Genomic DNA, 19418 nt, shown 5'->3' on the forward strand with positions numbered 1-19418 from the left:
GCCTACACATCTAATTGAGGTAACCCCGCTTGAGCAGCAAGTTCCCGTACACCGCCACCGTGACCATCAGCGCTGAAGACCGCGGGGGCGACATCGAGGCCTCGGAAAACCCCAGCATGCGCGTGGGCCTTGAAGCGGTGACCGAAACCCTGAAGAAGGTGCATTTCGTCGGTACGCTCGCAGCTCCCGAAAAGCCGGCCACGCACATCTGCGTTACCCTGGAAAACGGCCTGGCCTACTACGGCCCGATCGTCAACGGCCACGCCGAACTCGAAGGGGGCTGGATTGCCTTCGAGTCCGACATGCTCACCCCTGAAGAGCTGGGCCTGTAAGCCTTAGTTCAACTCTGCCAGGCACTGCTCGAGGATATCCAAGCCTTCTTCGAGCACCTCGGCTTCGATGGTCAGTGGTGCGAGCAGGCGGATGATATGCCGCGCCTTGCCGCTGGGCATCAGCAACAGGCCTTTGGCCCGCGCTGCTTCCATGACCTTGGCCAGCTGGGCCGGTGCCGGGCTGCCATCGGCGTTGACGAACTCGATGCCGCGCATCGCGCCGACACCGGTCAGCCGCCCGATGAACGGGTACTGGGCTTTCCAGCGCTCGACGCGGCTGACAATCGCCTGTTCCTGGCGTTCGCCCCAGGTGGCGACGTTCTCGTCGGTCATCTGCGCCAGGCTCGCCAGCGCCGCTGCGCAGGCAATCGGGTTGCCCGAATAGGTCCCGCCCAGGCCACCCTTGGGCAGCGATGCCATCAGTTCTTTACGGCCCACGACCGCACCCAGTGGCATGCCGCCCGCGATGCTTTTGGCCAGCAGCAGCAGGTCGGGCTCGATGCCCAGGCGCGGGAAGGCAAAGCGCTGGCCGGTACGGCCAAAGCCCGACTGGATCTCATCGATGATGATCAAAATGCCGTGCTCGTCGCAGAAGCGGCGCAGTGCCTGGGCGAATGCCGGGTCGAGGGCGAGGAAGCCGCCTTCACCCTGGACCGGTTCGAGGATGAAAGCCGCCACGTCTTCAACCGCCAGCTCGACGCTGAACAGCCGGTCCATGGCCTTGAGTGCCTGTTCGCAGGTGACGCCGGTGTCGGCACTGGGGTAGGGCAGGTGGTAGACCGGGCCCGGCAGATCGCCGACGCGTTGTTTGTATGGGGCGACCTTGCCATTGAGGTTCAGGGTTGCCAGGGTGCGGCCATGGAAGCCACCGTCGAAAGCAATCATCGCGCGCTTGCCGGTGGCGCCACGGGCCACTTTCAGGGCGTTTTCCGCCGCTTCCGCGCCACTGTTGGTAAGCATGCCGGCCAGCGGGTAGCTGACCGGGACAAACTCGCTGAGGCGCTCCATCAGGGCAAGGTACGGGCCGTGGGGGGCTGCGTTGAAGGCATAGTGGGTGAGGCGGGTGGCCTGGGCCTGGATCGCTTCGACCACGGCTGGGTTGCAATGGCCCAGGTTGAGTACGCCGATACCGCCGACGAAGTCGATATAACGTTTGCCGTCGGTGTCCCAGACTTCCGCATTCTTGCCGTGGGAAAGTGTAATTGGGTGAACGATGGCAATGGACTGGCTGATACTTTCCTGATTCATGGTGCACGCGGACCTTGTTCGAGTTTCCCACTATCGAAGCGTGCCGGGGCTGTATTGCGCAAACGAATTATTTGATTGCGATCATTCCTTGGATTCGTGATCTTGTAAGATTTTGTGTTACCTGCACTGGCCTCAATCCCCTTCAGCCACCCGCTCGCGAATCCACTGCACGAAGGCCCTGACCTTCGGCACCTCCGCCGCATGCTCGGCATGGGCGATGAAGTGCCTGCCATTGCTCGGCACCGGGTGGTCCCAGGCCACCACCAGCTTGCCTTCGTTCAACTCCTCCGCCACCAGGTACCGCGGAATCAGGGCAATGCCACAGCCGGCGATAGCGGCCCGGATGCACAGGTAGAACGTGTCGAAGCGCGGCCCGTGGTAGCTGTTCTGGCTGTGCAATCCCAGCCCCAAAAACCATTCATGCCAGGCCTCCGGGCGCGATACACACTGCAGCAGGCGGTGCTCGGTCAGCGCCTCGGCGCTGGTGAAGCGGTGGTTGGCGAGCAGCTCTGGGGCGCACACCGGCACCACTTCTTCGCTGAACAGCTCGATACACGTCGCCCCAGGCCAGGTGCCCTGGCCGAAGAAGAAGGCGATGTCGGCCTTGGACTGCACCAGGTCGAAGGGTTCCAGCTCGTTACGGATATCCAGGTGAATACGCGGATAGCGATCACCAAACCCCTTCAGCCTGGGCACCAGCCAGCGCGCGCCGAAGGTCGGCTGGGTGGCGATGCGAAGCACTTCGGTCTCATCGCCATAGCTGAGGATGTAGCGGCTGGAGATGTCGATCTGGGTGAGGATCTTGTTCACCTCGGTCAGGTACAGCGCACCGGCCGGGGTCAGGTGCAGGCGCCGGCGAATGCGCTGGAACAGCGAGTGCGACAGCATGTCCTCCAGTTGCGCGACCTGTTTGCTGACCGCGCTCTGGGTCAGGTGCAGCTCTTGCGCCGCGCGGGTGAAGCTCAGGTGGCGGGCAGCCGCTTCGAAGCACTGGAGGGCGGTGGTCGAGGGCATCAGGCGTTTGGACATGACAGGCGCGTACCGAGCAAAAAAGGAAGAAGTTCATTCCGAATTGGAATCATGTGCTTCGAAAAGGTCGTTTGTTGACCCAGGCCTATAGATTAATACTGACCTGGATCAACGATTACAACCGGTCGTGCGAAGAGGAGGGAAGTAGCCACCGCCGGCATCTACAAAACAACAAAAAACGCACACCAGAAATTAATAAGAATTCTGCTCCATTTTTTAGCCGTCCCACGACGGCGACCCATTCGAGGGTTCTCCATGGCTTCGCTAGAAAACAAGAAACAGCGGTCCTTGCAGCACGGCCTGACGTCCCGTCAGGTTTCCATGATCTCCATCGCCGGCATCATCGGCGCCGGCCTGTTCATCGGCTCCTCCAACGCCATTGCCACCGCCGGCCCGGCCATCCTCATCTCCTACGCCATGACCGGCCTGCTGGTGCTGCTGGTGATGCGCATGCTGGGCGAAATGGCCATCGCCAACCCCAACAGCGGCTCGTTCTCCACTTACGCCTCCGAGGCCATCGGCCCTTGGGCAGGCTTCACCATCGGTTGGTTGTACTGGTGGTTCTGGGTGCTGATCATCCCGGTCGAGGCTATTGCTGGCGCAGACATCCTGCATGCCTACTTCCCCGGCGTGCCATCGTGGTTGTTCGCCTTCCTGATCATGGTCGTGCTGTCGGGTACCAACCTGATCAGCGTGAAGAACTTCGGTGCCTTCGAGTACTGGTTCGCGCTGGTCAAGGTGGTTGCCATCGTTGCCTTCATCATCGTCTGCAGCCTGGCCGTGTTCGGCTTCTGGCCGTTGGCCGAGGTCTCGGGCGTGAGCCGGCTGTGGGACAATGGCGGCTTCATGCCCAATGGCTTTGGCACTGTGCTGGGTGGCGTGCTGATCACCATCTTCTCGTTCTTCGGCGCCGAGATCGTCACCATTGCCGCTGACGAAACAGCCAACCCGAAAGACAAGATCCGCCGTGCCACCAACCTGGTGGTGTACCGCATCGCCATCTTCTACCTGGCCTCGATCTTCCTGGTGGTGTCGCTGGTGGCCTGGAATGACCCGGCCCTGAAAGCCGTGGGCTCGTTCCAGCGGGTGCTGGAAGTGCTCAATGTGCCGGGCGCCAAGCTGCTGGTCGACCTGGTGGTGCTGGTGGCGGTCACCAGTTGCATGAACTCCGGCCTGTACACGGCCTCGCGGATGCTCTACTCCCTGGGTGCCCGTGGCCAGGCGCTGAGCATGACCAAGCGCATTTCGGGTGCTGGCGTGCCAACGGTAGCGGTCATCTTCTCGACCCTGGCAGGCTTTGCCGGTTGCTTCGTCAACTATGTGTTCCCCGGCAAGGTGTTCGGTTTCCTGCTGTCCACCACCGGCGCCATTGCCTTGCTGGTGTACCTGGTGATCGCCGTGTCTCAGCTGCGCATGCGAGCCCGTGCAGACCGTGAAGGCACGCCGCTAGAGCTTAAGATGTGGCTGTTCCCTTATCTGACCTGGCTGGTGATCGGCACCATCGTTATGGTCCTGGGCTACATGCTGTTCAGCGATGCCTACCGCTACGAGACGCTGATGACTGCCGGGGTGACGCTGTTCATCCTGCTGGTGTCGCTGACCCAGCGGCGCGGCAAGGTGGTCGCACAGACTGCTTGATCCAGAGGGGGCGCTTGGCGCCCCTTTCTCATTGGCGCTGGCCCAGCGCGGCGCTACCATCGACGCTTGCCTCACTTCCCATTCCAACAAGCACAGGAAGCGTATGAACGAGCACACCCTTTCCCTCCAGCAGTTGGCTGCCCCGGAAGGCACCTGCTACGGCTGCGGCTGCTCCCACCCTAGCGGCCTGCACCTGCAAAGCCATTGGGACGCCGACGGCATCCACCTGCTGTGCCGCCACGCGCCGGACAGCACCTTCATCGGCTGGCCCGGCCTGGTTTATGGCGGCTTGCTGGCCATGCTGGTCGATTGCCATTCCAACTGGACCGCCATGGCCTACCACTACCGCAACGAAGGCCGCGAACCGGGCAGCCTGCCGCGTATCGACTGCGTCACGGGCACACTCAGCCTCAGCTACCTGAAACCGACCCCCATGGGTGTCGAGTTGCTGCTCAAGGCCCGCGTTGAAGGCGACGTCGGGCGCAAGAGCCGGGTTATCTGCGAGGTCTGGGCAGACGATGTACTCACGGTGACGGCGGACTCGGTGTTCGTTCGGGTCGACACTGAAAAGCTCAAGCTCAAGGCCCACGGCCAGGCTTGAGCCGCCTGTGCCGATGAAGGGTCGGTGATGGTCAGCCACGCGGGATGTCACTAAAGTAACAGCTCCATTCCCCAGGCAAGGTTGACCATGACCGATCTGAGCGCATTCCCCATCACCCGCAAATGGCCCGCCCAGCACCCCGAGCGCCTGCAGCTGTATTCGTTGCCGACGCCGAATGGGGTCAAGGTGTCGATCATGCTCGAAGAGATCGGCCTGGCGTACGAGCCGCACAAAGTCAGCTTCGACAACGATGACCAGTTGAGCCCGGAGTTCATTTCCCTCAGCGCCAACAACAAGATCCCCGCCATCCTCGACCCGAACGGCCCCGGCGGCCAGCCGCTTCCGTTGTTCGAGTCGGGCGCGATCCTGCAGTACCTCGCGGAGAAGAGCGGGCAGTTGCTCAGCCAGGACCCCGCCACCCGTTACCAGACCCTGCAGTGGTTGATGTTCCAGATGGGCGGCATCGGGCCGATGTTCGGCCAGGTCGGGTTCTTCCATTTCTTTGCGGGCAAGGAATACGAAGACAAACGCCCGCGGGATCGCTACGTCAACGAATCGAAGCGCCTGCTGGGTGTGCTGGACCGCCACCTGCAAGGCCGCGAGTGGATGGTCGACGCATACAGCATCGCTGACATCGCCATTTTCCCTTGGGTGCGCAACCTCGTGGAGCGCTACAACGCTCATGAACTGGTCGGGTTCGATGCGTTCAAGGAAGTGCAGCGGGTGCTGGCGACGTTTTTGGAGCGGCCGGCGGTTCAGCGTGGCCTGAAAATCCCGGGATGATCGGGCATCCCTGAACCTGTGGGCTTGCCCGCGAATGCTGTGGTAGGTCCACCATCACATTCGCGGGCAAGCCCCACAGGTTCTTTATTGCAGCCTAGAAAATCTGGTTAAGAAGCCAGTACAGGCTACCTGCCAGCAGCATTGCCGCGGGCAGGGTCAGCACCCAGGCCATCAGTAAGTTGATCAACGTACGCTTCTGAATCCCCGAGCCATTGGCGACCATGGTCCCGGCCACACCCGAGCTCAGCACGTGGGTAGTCGAGACCGGCAGCCCGAACATGTCGGCCGCCCCGATGGTGCACATCGCAACCACCTCCGCCGATGCGCCTTGGGCATAGCTCAGGTGGGTCTTGCCGATCTTCTCGCCCACTGTCACTACGATGCGTCGCCAGCCGACCATGGTCCCAAGCCCCAGCGCGATGGCCACGGCCACCTTGACCCACAGGGGAATGTAGCGCGTAGCATCGTCCAGCTGTGTCTTGAACAGTTGCACATGGCTGCGGGTGTCGGCATCGAAGTTTGTCAGCTGGTGCTTGTCGAGCAGGCGGATGGCTTCGCTGGTCAGGTACATGTCATTGCGCACGTTGGCCATGGCTTCGGCCGGCACGCGCTTGAGCGAACCGTAACCCTTTACCTCTTCGCCGATCATGCCGGTGAGGGCGGCCAGGGCCGGTACCAGTTGCGGGTTGGGCTTGGGTTCGGCGATGAACGCGGTCAAGGTTTGGCGCGGGTCTGCGGGCGCCGCTTGCGGGTCATGGCGCACCAGGGCCTGGCGCGTCACTTCGGCCACGGCCGAAAACTGCAGGGCCTGCTCGCTGGGCATGGTCTTGTTCAGCGCATACGCCATCGGCAGCGTGCCGACCAGAATCAGCATGATCAGCCCCATGCCTTTTTGCCCATCGTTGGAGCCATGGGCAAACGATACCCCGGTGCAGGTCAGGATCAGTACGCCACGGATCCACCACGGTGGCGGCGTCTGGCCTTCCGGCGCCTGGTACAGCTCTTTGCGCTTGACCAGCGCGCGCAGCGCCAGCAGCAACAGGGCCGCGCAGGCAAAGCCGATCAGTGGCGAAAACAGCAGGGCATACCCCACCTTGCTGGCTTGGGTCCAATCCACGCCGCTGGTGCCGTCCCGCCCATGCATCAGCGCATTGGCCACGCCTACGCCGATGATCGAGCCAATCAGCGTGTGCGAGGAGGACGCCGGCAAGCCCAGCCACCAGGTGCCCAGGTTCCAGATGATCGCGGCCAGCAGCAGGGCGAAGACCATGGCGAAACCGGCCGAAGAACCTACCTGCAAAATCAGCTCGACCGGCAACAAGGCAATGATGCCAAAGGCCACCGCGCCGCTGGAAAGCAGCACCCCCAGGAAGTTGCATAACCCCGACCAGACCACGGCGACCGGTGCCGGCAAAGAGTGCGTGTAGATAACCGTGGCGACGGCGTTGGCGGTGTCATGGAAGCCGTTGACGAACTCGAAGCCCAGGGCAATCAGCAGCGCCAGGCCCAACAACAGGAAGGGGGTAACGGTGGTGATCACCGTGCCGCTGGCGCTGACGTCCTGTTTCAGGCTCCAGGCGGTGTAGACGATGCCTGCCAGTAGCAGGCCGAAGAACAAAACCAAGGTGGCACGCCCGGGCTTGTGGGACAGCTGCGGGCGGGAATCGCGTTGGGCCAGTGGCGGCTGGCTGGCCAGGGACGGGGTTGCCATGGGGGCTCCGGTTGGCGTCGGGCGAAGGTGCCGAAGGCTGTGAGCTTAGGAGCAATTCGTGACCGGTCCGTGACCTCGGTCAATGAATTCACTAGGCTCAAGACAGACGGTAAATCCGGGAGAAAGCCATGATCCGCTGCAAACGTGTCTACGAAGCAGCCGCCGACGAAGATGGCCAGCGCGTGCTGGTCGACCGCCTGTGGCCGCGCAACAAACGCAAGGAAGACCTGCAGGGCCAATGGTTGCGCGAGGTGGCACCTTCGGACGAATTGCGCAGGGCGTTTCACCAGGGTGAAGTGGATTTTGCCGGTTTCACCCAGCGCTACCAGCAACAGCTGGCCGCCCACCCCGAGCACTGGTACCCACTGCTGGACCTGGCGGCCAAAGGGCCGCTGACCTTGCTTTATGCCGCCAAAAACACCGAGCACAACAATGCCCAGGTGCTCGCCGAGTGGCTGGAGGATGAGCTGGAACGCCGTGGCCCAGGCAGCTCGCCGGTGTGCTACGCCACCTGAGCAGTGCACAATAATGGCCATGAACCTCGTACCTGCCACCGACGCCCACCGCACCTTTGCCCGCGACCTTACGCGCCGGGCCATGCTGCCGTACTACCGTGAGTTCGACCTGTTGTGGCTCGAAGACGCCTTCGATCAGGCCTGGGGCTGGCGCGAGCAATGGCTGGTGATGGAAGGTGACACGGTGCTGGGCTACTGCAGCCTCAGCCAAGACCGCCAGGCACTGTTCATTCGCGAGTTGCACCTGCTGCCCGAGCACCGCGGGCGCGGTATCGGCAGTTGGGTGTTGGAGGCGCTCGCCGGTTGGGCGCAGCAGCGGCGCCTGCCACTGCTGCGTTTGATGGTGTTCCGCAGCAACCCGGCCAGGCAGTTGTATCAGCGCAGGGGCTTTGTCGAAATGGGCGAGGATGAGTGCTTCGTGCGCATGCAGCGCGCAATCGACTGATAGCTCAGTGATGGCTTGTCGTGGCCGGTGACCATGGGCATAGTGGACCCAGGGATTTACAGCTGCTTACAGGAAGGTGAGCGGCGTTGGATGATGTCTAGGGACTAAGGAGATGCACCCTATGAATGGATTCGGTCCGCGACTGCGGGAAGAACGTGAGCGGTTGGGGATGACCCAGCGGGTGTTTGGTGACATTGGCGGAGTCGAGCCCAATGCCCAGGGTAAATACGAAAGTGGCGAACGCACGCCGCGTGCCGATTACCTGGCCGCAGTGGCCGCCCATGGCGTGGATGCCCTCTACGTGCTCAGCGGTGTGCGCACCCCGGCGCCGCTGGAAAACATGACCCAGGATGAGGCCGAATTGCTGGGGGCCTTTCGGCAATTGCCGCTCGCCGATCAAGCAGCGCTCTGGCACTTGCTGGGGCGTTTGTCAGGTGAGGTTAAAAGCCGCGAAACAGTGAGGCCTTTCACACTTGGCCGTCAGGCCTATCTGACAGAAGTTTTGCGTTAGGCCCGCCATGAAAAATTTTGTTAAGGTGGCGGGATCCAATCGCCCTGTAGACGAGGTGTGTGCTTGATTAGGGTGTTAGTGGTCGATGATCACGATCTGGTACGAACCGGTATTACACGCATGCTGGCCGACATCGACGGCTTGCAGGTGGTGGGTGAGGGGGATTCAGGGGAGGCGGCGCTGAAGCTGGCCCGGGAACTGAAGCCGGACGTCGTCCTGATGGACGTGAAAATGCCGGGCATCGGTGGCCTGGAGGCTACCCGTAAACTGTTGCGCAGCCACCCCGACATCAAGGTGGTCGCGGTCACCGTGTGCGAGGAAGACCCATTCCCCACGCGCCTGCTGCAAGCCGGCGCGGCCGGTTACCTGACCAAGGGTGCCGGGCTCGACGAAATGGTCCAGGCCATTCGCCTGGCCTTTGCCGGCCAGCGCTACATCAGCCCGCAAATCGCCCAGCAATTGGCGCTGAAGTCGTTCCAGCCGCAAGGCTCGCCGTTTGACGCCTTGTCCGAGCGGGAAATCCAGATCGCCTTGATGATCGTCGGCTGCCAGAAGGTGCAGATCATCTCGGACAAGTTGTGCCTCTCGCCCAAGACCGTCAATACTTACCGTTATCGGATCTTTGAAAAACTCTCGGTCACCAGCGACGTCGAACTGACCTTGCTGGCCGTTCGCCACGGTATGGTTGACGCAAGCCTGTAAACCTCATGCCCCAAGCTTTTGATGCCAGCGCGTTCCTGGCGACCTGCAGCGGTCGCCCGGGCGTCTACCGTATGTTCGACGCCGAGGCGCGGCTGCTCTACGTGGGCAAGGCCAAAAACCTCAAGAAGCGTCTGGCCAGCTATTTCCGTAAAACCGGCCTGGCCCCCAAGACCGCCGCGCTGGTGGGCCGTATCGCCCAGGTCGAGACCACCATCACCGCCAACGAGACTGAGGCGCTGCTGCTGGAGCAGAACCTGATCAAGGAATGGCGGCCGCCGTACAACATCCTGTTGCGCGACGACAAGTCGTACCCTTATGTCTTCCTGTCTGACGGCGACTTCCCGCGCCTGGGCATCCACCGCGGTGCAAAAAAAGCCAAGGGCCGTTACTTCGGCCCGTACCCCAGCGCCGGCGCCATTCGCGAAAGCCTCAGCCTGTTGCAAAAGGCCTTTTCGGTGCGCCAGTGCGAAGACAGCTACTACGCCAACCGCACCCGGCCGTGCCTGCAGTACCAGATCAAACGCTGCAAAGGGCCGTGTGTCGGCCTGGTGGATAAAGACGAGTACGCCGACGATATCCGCCACTCGGTGATGTTCCTCGAAGGCCGCAGCCAACAGTTGGGCAATGAGCTCAACGCCGAAATGGAGAAGGCCGCCATGGCCCTCAATTTCGAGAAGGCCGCCGAACTGCGCGACCAGATCGCCCTGTTGCGCCGCGTGCAGGACCAGCAGTACATCGAAGGCGGTACCGGCGACGTCGACGTCATCGCGGCCTTCGTCAACCCCGGTGGCGCCTGCGTGCACCTGATCAGCGTGCGCGGCGGCCGGGTGCTGGGCAGCAAAAACTTCTTCCCGCAGGTGGGCATCGAGGAGGAGGTGGCTGAAGTCATGGCCGCGTTCCTGTCCCAGTACTACGTGGGCAACGCCGAGCGTGAGCTGCCAGGCGAACTCATCGTCAACGTGGTGCACGAAGACTTCGAAGCCATCAGCGAAGCACTGCAGACCCTACGCGGCCGCGAGCTGACCATCACCCACCGAGTGCGCGGCACTCGGGCCCGCTGGCAGCAATTGGCCGTGACCAACGCCGAACAGGCCCTCAACGCCCGCCTGGCCAACCGCCAGCACATGGCCGCGCGCTTCGAGGCCCTGGCCCAGGTGCTGGGCCTGGACGAAGTGCCGCAGCGCCTGGAGTGCTACGACATCAGCCACTCCAGCGGCGAAGCCACCGTGGCCAGCTGCGTGGTGTTCGGCCCCGAAGGCCCGATCAAGTCCGACTACCGCCGCTTCAACATCGAAGGCGTCACCGCCGGTGACGACTACGCCGCCATGCACCAGGCCCTGACCCGCCGCTACGGGCGCATCAAGGACGGCGAGGGCAAGTTGCCCGACGTCTTGCTGGTGGACGGCGGCAAAGGCCAGTTGAACATGGCCCGCGACGTGATGCAGGAGCTGGCCTTCACCGACCTGACCCTGCTCGGCGTGGCCAAAGGCGTGACCCGCAAGGCCGGTTTCGAAACCCTGTACCTCAACGACGTGCACCACGAGTTCACCCTCAAGGGCGACTCACCGGCGCTGCACCTTATCCAGCAGATCCGCGACGAAGCCCACCGCTTCGCCATCACCGGCCACCGTGCCCGCCGCGGCAAGGCCCGTCGCGTGTCCAGCCTGGAAGACGTGGCCGGGGTCGGCCCCAAGCGCCGGCGCGACCTGCTGAAACACTTCGGCGGCCTGCAAGAGCTCAACCGCGCCAGTATCGATGAGATCGCCAAAGCCCCCGGCATCAGTAAAAAGCTTGCCGAGTCGATTTATGCCAGCCTGCATAGCGAGTAGAATGCCGGGCTCAACCCGCAGCCAGTCGTACCGATGAATATTCCAAACCTGCTCACCGTTCTACGCGTCCTGCTCATCCCGATCTTCATTCTGCTGTTCTATATGCCCTATCACTGGAGCTATATGGCCGCCAGCAGTGTGTTTGCCGTTGCCGCCGCCACCGACTGGCTGGACGGCTACCTGGCGCGTCGCCTGCAGCAGAGCACGCCGTTCGGTGCCTTCCTGGACCCAGTGGCGGACAAACTGATGGTCGCCGTGGCGCTGGTGCTGCTGGTGCAGGTACACGCCAACTTCTGGCTGACCTTGCCCGCAGCGGTGATCATTGGCCGCGAGATCGTCGTTTCGGCGCTGCGCGAGTGGATGGCCGAACTGGGGGCGAGGGCCCACGTGGCGGTGTCCAACCTCGGCAAGTGGAAGACCGCGGCGCAGATGCTGGCGCTGGTCATTCTGCTGGGCAACCCACCTGCGGTGACGATGTGGGTGATTCTGGGTTACGGCCTGCTGCTGGTGGCGGCAGGGCTGACGCTGTGGTCGATGGCGCATTACCTGCTGGCCGCCTGGCCGCACTTGCGCGAAGGCTCGGAACAAAAATAAAACTTTTTTGAATCAAGGGGTTGACGGCGTTTTAGATATCGCTAGAATGGCACCCATCACGACGCGGGAATAGCTCAGTTGGTAGAGCACGACCTTGCCAAGGTCGGGGTCGCGAGTTCGAGTCTCGTTTCCCGCTCCAAATTCGATCCTCAGTGCGTCGCTGGGATCACAAAGAAGAGGCCTTAGGGCCTCTTTTTTTGTGCCTGGGATTTGGCGTTTGGTGCGCGCTGTGGGGTTTGTCCTGTGCTTGTAGGTGCTGGCTTGCTCGGGCGCCGGACTGTGGTAGCGGGCCGTAACGCCGTCCCGGGGCACTACATGTGTGCATGGCTTCATGCCTAATCAGGATTTTTTCTGCCCACTGAAGCCGAGGGCGGGCTGCCCCTGTTCGCTCGGTCAAGCCAGGTTACCCTCAATCAAAACGACAGAGGTTGTGTGAGTCGTAGTCTTGGGGAGCCGCTGTTGATCGCCATCGCTGCCCTAATCGGTGAAGTCATCGCGCCAGCATCGAAGCACCGAATTCCTCGCATCCTGAGGGAAATCGACGCATCAGTTCCTGCTGAGATGCCGATTCACCTGATCATGGATAACTACGCAACACACAAAATCGAAAAGGTCAGGGCATGGCTTGCGGGGAGGCCGCGCTACAACATCTACTTCACGCCGACTTCGGCGTCATGGCTTAATTTGGTTGAGCGATTTTTCTCAACGCTGAGCGAGAGGTGGATCAAGCGCCAGGCCCATGTCAGCGTCAAGGAGCTTGAAGCGTCGATCGAGCACTACCTGTAAACCTACAACCAAAGCCCGAAGCCATATCGGTGGCATAAAAAGGCCGAGGACATCCTTGCCTCAGTCACCCGCGCGGCACGAGTTTTGAGCAGTTAATTTTCAGTGGTATTTCTGAAACACCGCACCAGTTGACTAAGCTATGCACGCTGCCGTGAGATGCGCTGGCGATCAAGCTTACGCCGCATAGGATCCTCTATGTCACGAAGCAGCTTGGCTTCGGGTCTGGGTCGTGTTCATATGCTTGCAGCAGGATAGTGTTCCAGGAGGCGCACTTTAGAAACATTACATTCTGGATATATCCATTTCTCCCAGTTAGCTATCAGCCACTCAAGGCGAACACCTCGCCCTAACTGTGACTCGCATTCAGCAGGGAGTCTAACTAAAATTAGTCCCGCCTTTTGCCCTGTGGTCACGACAAGTCCGAATTCGGACTCATCATCGGGTATGCTGGTAAGCATTAAATCTACGGTGTCTTCATATGGCCATTTAGCAGGGAAGCGTAAGATGGTTCCATTTGATACAATGCCTTCAGTGTGTTCAATCAATTTGTTCATTTATTTTACTCTCAGGTCATGTCCGCCACTAGGGTCAAGGGAATTTAATATGGGCTTTAGACTCATGTCAACTTCATCCACATGCTTGCCATTTTTTAAGCTAGACTGCTCGAATCGTCCTTGCTGAGTATCTATGGAGTAGTAGTGTTTTCCATCCGTGTAAATCGTTCTGCCTCGGTTGAATCTCTCAATCTTGGTTGCTCTCTTCCAGTTGCGCGCGCTAGCAACACTGCTGGCCATCTCCCTAATCAGTGCTACTCGCTCATTCGCAGGGAGTTTAGAAAGGGCTCTTTCAAATTCGAGTACTTGAGTTCCATTCGGCAGTAAGTTGCAAGGTGACCATCCGAAAGGATCAATCCACAATAGGGGGTTTGGTGCGTATAGGTAAAGATTAATCCCGCCTTTTAGGCTAATCGGATCGCACTGTGTAAATCGTCCGATCTGCGGATCAAGATATCTAAATGTGGTGTAGTGCAGGCAAGTTTCCCGGTCAAGGTACTGTCCCTGATACCGCAGATTCTGCTCCCGCGCCTGCCGCTGGCTGTGCCACTCGTCCCGCGATGTACCCCATCCACGATAATCACTGCGCCAGAGTGTCTCTCCGTCCGCATCCGTCAGTTGCTCGGGCAGCCCCGCAAGGTTGGTATGGAAGTACTGAAGGTCCTCTTGCCCCGGCTTCCCGTCGATCCTTGCCAGGGGTTCGTAGTTGTCCGGACTGGCGTAGAAATAGACGCTCGACAGGCCTCGCTGCACTTCCTGCAATAGCCGTAGCCCTTGCCAGTGAAACAGGGTACGGCGTACCGGCTCGGCAATGCCTGGCTTGTACACGGCCTTGCTGATCTGTCGCCCCAGCGGGTCATAGCCGAACACAATGCGCTCGACATCCCCGCACCGGGTTTGTTCCACGCACACCAGCCGGTGCTGGGCGTCATACGAGAAGCGCTGCCTCCGATTGTTGCCGATACGCTTCTCGTCCAACGGCAAAAGTGGTAGATTTTTTGTTGTGTCATGACATGGTTTTTATTTTTCATTCCACTCGCCGACTAGCTGGTGAATAGCTAGAAAATATACATAATTAATGTTCGTGGCGGTAAGTTAGGTCGAGAAATTTTATTATTATCCTGGCGTCCTCAAATATCAGTTCGTGGGTCAAAGTGCCGTTTTTATTGACTAGCAATTCATCTATCAGGAGATCTCCGTGTGTTGAGGTTTCGCTTGGCCACTGGGTTTTGGTTTTTTTGCAATAGTAGCTGGTCACATTGGTGTAAAAAAGGGAGATTTTATTTCCGTAGGCCCCTTGAAGTGAAATCTCAATTTTGCAGTTGCTTGCTTCTTTTTCCTCGAATTCAGTAGTGGTGAAAGATATAAGCTTGGCGTCGTGAAGGCAACGATGATCTTGCGTGTTATAGTGCCAGTCATTACTCATGAAAGAGTAAATATGCTTTTCGACTTTGTGCCTGACGCTTTCCGCGTAGGCGGCGTACAAGCTACTATCAAGTGTATATCCATCTTTTTGTTTGATTAATTTTATTATCTTCATTATTACAAGTCACACCCTGATTTTCCGGCATTTTTTATCGAGTTTGTATATTCGCGGATTGATTTTTTTCCATTTGGTGCACCTTTGATTGGTAGCTTTCCGTTTTTTCTAAGTTCTTCAACAGCTATTCCGTTTAGCGTGCGCGACACGCTGCTGGGTACTTGAATGGCAGATGCATGATGCCCATGCTTGTTGAAAAATCCATTAGGCCCATAAATCCCAATCTCTTTTCCATTAGGGGCGTATACATGAACTTCGAATGAGGCCCCGCCACTAAGGTTGAATCTGTCAATTCTAGCACGATATCCGTCGGGCAGAGATAATGGTGCTTTAGGTGCTAGGCCGAGAGGATCAATCCATACTGTCGGATTTGAAGCATAGGTGTATAGGTTAGTGATCCCGTTAAGTCCTATCGGATCACATGTTGTAAAACAGCCAACTTCTGGATCATAAAACCTAAACGTGTTGTAGTGTAGCCCTATCTCCCGGTCAAGGTACTGCCCCTGATACCGCAAGTTCTGCTCGCGCTCTTGTCGTGGACTGTGCCACTCGTCCCTTGTGTTCCCCCAACCGCGATAATCACTGCGCCACAGCGTATGCCCCTGTTCATCCGTCAACTGCTCGGGCAGACCGGCCAGGTTGGTGTGGAAATATTGCATTTCTTCCTGGCCCGGCCTCCCGTCGATTCGGGCCAGCGGTTCATAGCTGCCCGGGCTGGCATAGACGTAGAGGCTGGGCATGCCACGCTGTACTTCCTGTAGCAAATGCAGCCCTTGCCAGTGAAACAGGGTACGGCGTACCGGCTCGGCAATGCCTGGCTTGTACACGGCCTTGCTGATCCTTCGCCCCAGCGGGTCATAGCCGAACACAATGCGCTCGACATCCCCGGACCGCGTTTGTTCCACGCACACCAGGCGGTGCTCGGCGTCATACGTGAAGCGCTGTATGCGGTTGCCGCCGGTACGTTTCTCGCTCAAACGGCCAAAGCGGTCATATCGGTAGCGCTTGTCCTGATAGACCAGAACGCGGTTGTGCTTGATCAGGCCGTTGAGCTTCGGCCCGTCGAACAGGTTGCCGGCCTTGTCGTATTTGAAGTCCTCAACTTGTGTCGCCTGCCAGGCGGGGCGTACCTGTTGAACGGTTTGCAACTGCTCGTTGAGGTCGTAGCCGTAGAGATTTTTGGCGGTGTAGCTTCTGCCGCTGTAGGGCAGGTCGTGGAAACAGCCAATCACTTGCTCGACATGCCCCACCTCTTCATTGCCGGTCTTGCCCATCCCTTGGTGCTGGGTCTGGGTCAGCAGTTCGGCGATCAGGTTGTCGCAGGTGTCATAGCGGTAGTGCTTTTCCAGCAGGGGCAGCACTTCGAGCGGCGCATCGCGGTAGTGCAACGCTTTACTGCTCAGACGCCCGCTTTTGTCGTAACGGGTGCGAGTGCTCAAGCGACCCTGGGTCCGCAGTACCTCTCCGTGCAGGCTGTCTCGCTCGAAATCGCAAATCACCCGACCGTTCAGGTTGATCTGGTGCAGGTGGCCACTGCCGTAGTACAGGTGATTGAGTTCGCGCAGGTCAGGCAGCGTGACGGTTTGCAGGTTGCCTAGCGCGTCGTAACGGTACTGCAAAAGGCCGCCGCTGGTGGCCTCACTCAGCAGTTGCCCCAGGCTGTCGTAACAGTAGTCCAGTTGCTGCTTTTCGCCCTGCCTGTTAGTGAAGGCGACACACAGAAGGTTGTCAGCGGCGTCGTAGCGGTAGTCGGTGGTGCCGTCGTCGGTGGTCTTGCGCAGCAACCGGCCCAGGGCGTCACGCTCGTAAGCATGCTGGATCGGCAGGTGCTGATCCTGAAGCGAACCTTCGCCGAGCGGCGGCTGCTCGTGGGGCGAGGGGTAGTGGGTGACGGCAGTGACTTCGCCGAGCGGGTTGTAGGCGTAGGCACGGCCGCTGCCGTCCAGGTCTTGCTGGGCCACCAACCGGTCGAGGGCATCCCACTTAAAGTGGTAGGCCTCACCATTTTCATTGGTAAGTTGCAGCAGGCGGCCGTAGGCGTCGTAGCGGAAATGGATGCTGTAGCCCATGCAATCTGTGCGTTCGACTAACCGGCCACTGGGATCGTAGCGGAACTGCATGGGCTTTTCTGCCGGGTTGGTGTAACGCGTCAGTTGCCCGGCAGCGTCGACGTCGTAGCGGTCGAGACGACCGTCGGGGCGTTCGCTTTCGGTAAGATAGCCACGTGCGTCGTAGCGGTAGTAAGTGTGCTCGCCCCGGGCATTGACGGTTTCACGCAGGTAGCCGCGCGTGTCGTAGTGGCACAGAGTCTGGCTGTTGCTGCAGTCGCGGTAGCTGAGCAACTGGCCTCGTGTGTTCCAGCCCAGGTACTTGTGTTTGTCCAGTGCATCCGTGACACGTATTGCGCGACCTTCCGGGTTGTATTGATAGTGGGTCTTGAGGCCTGTGGGGCCTTCTTCTGACAGCAAGTTGCCGTGTGTGTCGTAGGTGTAATGGTGCGAGTGCCCAGCGCCGTCGGTAACCTGAACCGGCAATGCCCAATGCGGCAGGTACTTAATGTGTTCCCTTCGTCCTAACGGATCGCGTGTCTCGACCAAGCGGCCGATATCGTCGTAGCGGTAGTGCCACTCGCCGCCTTGCGGGTCGGTGCTGCTGATCAGCTGGCCGGCAATGATTTCTTCTTGCCAACAGTTGCCGAGGGGGTCGATGTACTTGTACACCTCATACATTGACCCCCAGTAGTAGTGGTCCTGGCGGCCGAGGCTGTCTGTTACGCGCGTTTGCCCGCCCACCAGGTCGTACTCGAAGCGGTATGCTTCGCCATCACTTCCCCAATGGCGTATCACTCGCCACTCGTGGCTGGGCTGGGGCTCCAGCAGGGGCGGCAGGTGATACGGCGAGCCATCGGCACGCATGGGCGTAGGGCGTTTGCATGGGATGGTGAAACGTGACCACTCGTAGTGGCGGATAGCACCGCTGGCGAGCTGGTGGCTGCTAAGGTAGCCCTCGGCGGTATAGGTGAAGCGGCGCACGACTTGGCCGGTTGCGTCCAGCACTGCCTGCAACTGACCATTGTCGGTGTAGCGATAGCTGGCCAGTTGCTCGGTGCGCTCGATGTGTTTTGCGTCTGCCGAGAGCCACACACGTGAAGCCGAGCTGACCCGCTGTGGGTGCTGCCGGTCATGGTGAAGCTGCACAATTGTCTGACCGTAGTTGTCATATAGCGCGTGCAAGCGACCGTGCTGGTCGTACAGCACATCCACGGCATTGAGATTGCGGTCGCCGAGCCGGATCAGGCGTGAACGATCGGGGTTGTGCGGGTCAACATCAAACACCCGGTAACGCCCTTCGTGGATGTCTTCGACAACGGTCTGGCCATCCTTAAGCTGGAAAAAGGCCATGCCGTCCATGGCGCTGACGAAGGCGTCGCCGGCCGTGAGCCGACCCAGTTCCAGGCGGTTGCCTTCCTCGTCAATGTAGACCCATAGCTGCCCGCCTTGCGGGTGCGGCACACGGACGATCTCGACCTCATAAGGCACACTCCAGCCCATGCCAAACAGGCCGCCAGCGCGGGTGTCGTTGCTGTCGTAGCCGCGTGCCCATTCAATATCCAGCAGCCCGGGCAGGTTGAAGTCGATATCCTCCGGACCACCCAGGACTTTGCTACCCGTCGAGACGATGACAGGGTTGCCTTTGCAGCGACGGAACAGGGAAAAGGGGAACAGGCTCTTCAGCGGCCGAGGCCGAAACTTTATCCGCCGCGAAATGAGTATTCCCGCAATTATTCCGGTGAACATCGCAATCTTGCTCTTGCCATTGCGAATATCCCGAACCGTCGCCGTCCCGCCGCCAATGCGCACATTCGGCGATACCTTCTCATTCACATCGATCGTGGCGTCGCAGGTGGTCTTGTCACCCGATCGCGCGGCGGGCTGGCCGTTGATGAAGACCTTGTTTGACCCTTGCGCGATATGGTTTTCGGGCAGAGGCGGGTGACGGCTGCATGAAACTTTGTCCTCCTCCTTGGATTCCGAGCCTGAGTCCTTGGGTGTAGTGACAGGCGGATTGAAGATGTCGCGTATCGCCATGCCCAGCCCCACCACCGGGAGCAGGTAGGGCACCGCCGCCATGGCCATGGAACCCACGTTCTCCAGAATCGAGGGTTCCGCCTGCTCGGCATCAGACGCTCCCCCTCCAGGGGGGCCAGTGATACCGGCCGCGCGTGCGGCGGGCTTGCTGTTGATAAACACATTGCCTGACCCGCTTTCGATCTTTCCGTAGGGGTCGGGTGCGTCCACGCTGTTGCCAAGGCTATCGCAAAAGCTTGAGATGGCATCGCCTACAGTCTGTCCTTCACTGACCGAAAGGGTGCTCATCGCACCTACCGCCACCCCAGCAACTGCGGCGATGGCGATGCCTGCTGCGCCGCCGGTTGCGACAGTACCGACAACGGCCAAGCTTACAGCGGCCGCCACGGCGGCGGTGGCTGCGGCATAAACGACGGCCTCGGCGACCGCGCTGACCATTTCGGCGAAAAGGGAGGGATGCAGTATGTCGTCGCCCATCCGGGCGGCGTGAACGATCTGCGCCATGAGTTGTG

The 19418-nt window shown here is 60.0% G+C and carries 18 protein-coding genes and 1 tRNA gene; 12 read left to right on the plus strand and 7 right to left on the minus strand.

Translation table 11 applies throughout. From position 1 onward, the window contains the following. The first annotated feature begins 29 nt into the window (after positions 1 to 29). Positions 30 to 332 (plus strand): hypothetical protein, encoded by a 303-nt coding sequence (locus tag AC5PZ0_RS01665; protein ID WP_493854160.1) that lies wholly within the window; start codon positions 30 to 32, stop codon positions 330 to 332. A gap of 3 nt (positions 333 to 335) precedes the next feature. Here AC5PZ0_RS01665 and AC5PZ0_RS01670 read toward each other — a convergent pair whose 3' ends face one another. Together AC5PZ0_RS01670 and gcvA are read right to left on the minus strand one after the other, a co-directional pair. Next, positions 336 to 1580 (minus strand): 2-aminoadipate transaminase, encoded by a 1245-nt coding sequence (locus AC5PZ0_RS01670; RefSeq protein WP_027592803.1) that lies wholly within the window; start codon positions 1578 to 1580, stop codon positions 336 to 338. Positions 1581 to 1712: 132 nt separating this feature from the next. Then, the gene (gcvA, locus tag AC5PZ0_RS01675; protein WP_027592802.1) at positions 1713 to 2609 is read right to left on the minus strand and encodes a transcriptional regulator GcvA; all 897 of its coding nucleotides are present in this window, start codon (positions 2607 to 2609) and stop codon (positions 1713 to 1715) included. A gap of 255 nt (positions 2610 to 2864) precedes the next feature. Between gcvA and AC5PZ0_RS01680 the strand changes: the two genes are divergently transcribed. The 3 genes from AC5PZ0_RS01680 (at position 2865) to AC5PZ0_RS01690 (ending at position 5631) form a co-directional block, all read left to right on the plus strand. After that, complete coding sequence (locus AC5PZ0_RS01680) at positions 2865 to 4247, plus strand: amino acid permease (RefSeq protein WP_027592801.1); 1383 nt, start codon at positions 2865 to 2867, stop codon at positions 4245 to 4247. A 103-nt stretch (positions 4248 to 4350) separates the two neighbouring features. Next, positions 4351 to 4848, plus strand: coding sequence for a PaaI family thioesterase (locus AC5PZ0_RS01685; protein WP_493854161.1), 498 nt, complete (start codon positions 4351 to 4353; stop codon positions 4846 to 4848). An 87-nt stretch (positions 4849 to 4935) separates the two neighbouring features. Next, a complete protein-coding gene (locus AC5PZ0_RS01690; RefSeq protein WP_493854162.1) occupies positions 4936 to 5631 on the plus strand; it encodes a glutathione S-transferase N-terminal domain-containing protein in 696 nt (231 codons plus the stop codon). Between the two features lie 94 nt (positions 5632 to 5725). Here AC5PZ0_RS01690 and AC5PZ0_RS01695 read toward each other — a convergent pair whose 3' ends face one another. Beyond that, on the minus strand, positions 5726 to 7342 hold the full coding sequence (locus tag AC5PZ0_RS01695; RefSeq protein ID WP_493854163.1) for an inorganic phosphate transporter: 1617 nt from the start codon (positions 7340 to 7342) through the stop codon (positions 5726 to 5728). A 128-nt stretch (positions 7343 to 7470) separates the two neighbouring features. On the opposite strand from AC5PZ0_RS01695, the gene AC5PZ0_RS01700 reads away from it, so the two are divergent. The 8 genes from AC5PZ0_RS01700 to AC5PZ0_RS01735 all read left to right on the plus strand — a co-directional run bounded on the left by AC5PZ0_RS01700 (position 7471) and on the right by AC5PZ0_RS01735 (position 12724). After that, positions 7471 to 7857 carry a DUF488 domain-containing protein gene (locus tag AC5PZ0_RS01700; protein ID WP_027592797.1) on the plus strand — a complete coding sequence of 129 codons (387 nt, stop codon included), beginning with the start codon at positions 7471 to 7473 and terminating at the stop codon, positions 7855 to 7857. Between the two features lie 13 nt (positions 7858 to 7870). After that, complete coding sequence (locus tag AC5PZ0_RS01705) at positions 7871 to 8302, plus strand: GNAT family N-acetyltransferase (protein WP_493854164.1); 432 nt, start codon at positions 7871 to 7873, stop codon at positions 8300 to 8302. A 121-nt stretch (positions 8303 to 8423) separates the two neighbouring features. Continuing rightward, entirely contained in the window at positions 8424 to 8813 is a 390-nt protein-coding gene (locus tag AC5PZ0_RS01710; protein WP_027592795.1) for a helix-turn-helix domain-containing protein, read from the plus strand. Positions 8814 to 8876: 63 nt separating this feature from the next. Then, the gene (gene gacA / locus AC5PZ0_RS01715) at positions 8877 to 9515 is read left to right on the plus strand and encodes a response regulator transcription factor GacA (protein ID WP_027592794.1); all 639 of its coding nucleotides are present in this window, start codon (positions 8877 to 8879) and stop codon (positions 9513 to 9515) included. Between the two features lie 5 nt (positions 9516 to 9520). After that, positions 9521 to 11344: an excinuclease ABC subunit UvrC gene (uvrC, locus tag AC5PZ0_RS01720; protein WP_027592793.1), complete on the plus strand. Its 1824-nt coding sequence runs from the start codon at positions 9521 to 9523 to the stop codon at positions 11342 to 11344. A gap of 33 nt (positions 11345 to 11377) precedes the next feature. Further along, positions 11378 to 11938 (plus strand): CDP-diacylglycerol--glycerol-3-phosphate 3-phosphatidyltransferase, encoded by a 561-nt coding sequence (gene pgsA, locus AC5PZ0_RS01725; protein ID WP_027592792.1) that lies wholly within the window; start codon positions 11378 to 11380, stop codon positions 11936 to 11938. A gap of 63 nt (positions 11939 to 12001) precedes the next feature. Continuing rightward, positions 12002 to 12077: transfer RNA gene (locus AC5PZ0_RS01730), tRNA-Gly, on the plus strand. Between the two features lie 320 nt (positions 12078 to 12397). Beyond that, positions 12398 to 12724, plus strand: a complete 327-nt coding sequence (locus AC5PZ0_RS01735) for a transposase (protein ID WP_493854165.1) — start codon at positions 12398 to 12400, stop codon at positions 12722 to 12724. Between the two features lie 233 nt (positions 12725 to 12957). Here the strand turns inward: AC5PZ0_RS01735 and imm45 are convergent, their stop codons facing one another. The 4 genes from imm45 to AC5PZ0_RS01755 form a co-directional block, all read right to left on the minus strand. Continuing rightward, on the minus strand, positions 12958 to 13278 hold the full coding sequence (imm45, locus tag AC5PZ0_RS01740; RefSeq protein WP_493854166.1) for an Imm45 family immunity protein: 321 nt from the start codon (positions 13276 to 13278) through the stop codon (positions 12958 to 12960). Next, positions 13279 to 14256, minus strand: coding sequence for an RHS repeat domain-containing protein (locus AC5PZ0_RS01745; RefSeq protein WP_493854167.1), 978 nt, complete (start codon positions 14254 to 14256; stop codon positions 13279 to 13281). A gap of 97 nt (positions 14257 to 14353) precedes the next feature. After that, positions 14354 to 14818 carry a hypothetical protein gene (locus tag AC5PZ0_RS01750; protein WP_493854168.1) on the minus strand — a complete coding sequence of 155 codons (465 nt, stop codon included), beginning with the start codon at positions 14816 to 14818 and terminating at the stop codon, positions 14354 to 14356. A gap of 2 nt (positions 14819 to 14820) precedes the next feature. After that, positions 14821 to 19410 (minus strand): RHS repeat-associated core domain-containing protein, encoded by a 4590-nt coding sequence (locus AC5PZ0_RS01755; RefSeq protein ID WP_493854169.1) that lies wholly within the window; start codon positions 19408 to 19410, stop codon positions 14821 to 14823. Positions 19411 to 19418 lie beyond the last annotated feature (8 nt).

This window comes from Pseudomonas sp. 5.2, from assembly GCF_059025405.1.

Coding starts and splice junctions, on each gene's coding strand:
- AC5PZ0_RS01670 (WP_027592803.1), bottom strand. CDS start 1,580: ATGAATCAGGAAAGTATCAGCCAGTCCATTGCCATCGTTCACCCAATT.
- gcvA (WP_027592802.1), bottom strand. CDS start 2,609: ATGTCCAAACGCCTGATGCCCTCGACCACCGCCCTCCAGTGCTTCGAA.
- AC5PZ0_RS01680 (WP_027592801.1), top strand. CDS start 2,865: ATGGCTTCGCTAGAAAACAAGAAACAGCGGTCCTTGCAGCACGGCCTG.
- AC5PZ0_RS01685 (WP_493854161.1), top strand. CDS start 4,351: ATGAACGAGCACACCCTTTCCCTCCAGCAGTTGGCTGCCCCGGAAGGC.
- AC5PZ0_RS01690 (WP_493854162.1), top strand. CDS start 4,936: ATGACCGATCTGAGCGCATTCCCCATCACCCGCAAATGGCCCGCCCAG.
- AC5PZ0_RS01695 (WP_493854163.1), bottom strand. CDS start 7,342: ATGGCAACCCCGTCCCTGGCCAGCCAGCCGCCACTGGCCCAACGCGAT.
- AC5PZ0_RS01700 (WP_027592797.1), top strand. CDS start 7,471: ATGATCCGCTGCAAACGTGTCTACGAAGCAGCCGCCGACGAAGATGGC.
- AC5PZ0_RS01705 (WP_493854164.1), top strand. CDS start 7,871: ATGGCCATGAACCTCGTACCTGCCACCGACGCCCACCGCACCTTTGCC.
- AC5PZ0_RS01710 (WP_027592795.1), top strand. CDS start 8,424: ATGAATGGATTCGGTCCGCGACTGCGGGAAGAACGTGAGCGGTTGGGG.
- uvrC (WP_027592793.1), top strand. CDS start 9,521: ATGCCCCAAGCTTTTGATGCCAGCGCGTTCCTGGCGACCTGCAGCGGT.
- pgsA (WP_027592792.1), top strand. CDS start 11,378: ATGAATATTCCAAACCTGCTCACCGTTCTACGCGTCCTGCTCATCCCG.
- imm45 (WP_493854166.1), bottom strand. CDS start 13,278: ATGAACAAATTGATTGAACACACTGAAGGCATTGTATCAAATGGAACC.
- AC5PZ0_RS01750 (WP_493854168.1), bottom strand. CDS start 14,818: ATGAAGATAATAAAATTAATCAAACAAAAAGATGGATATACACTTGAT.
- AC5PZ0_RS01755 (WP_493854169.1), bottom strand. CDS start 19,410: ATGGCGCAGATCGTTCACGCCGCCCGGATGGGCGACGACATACTGCAT.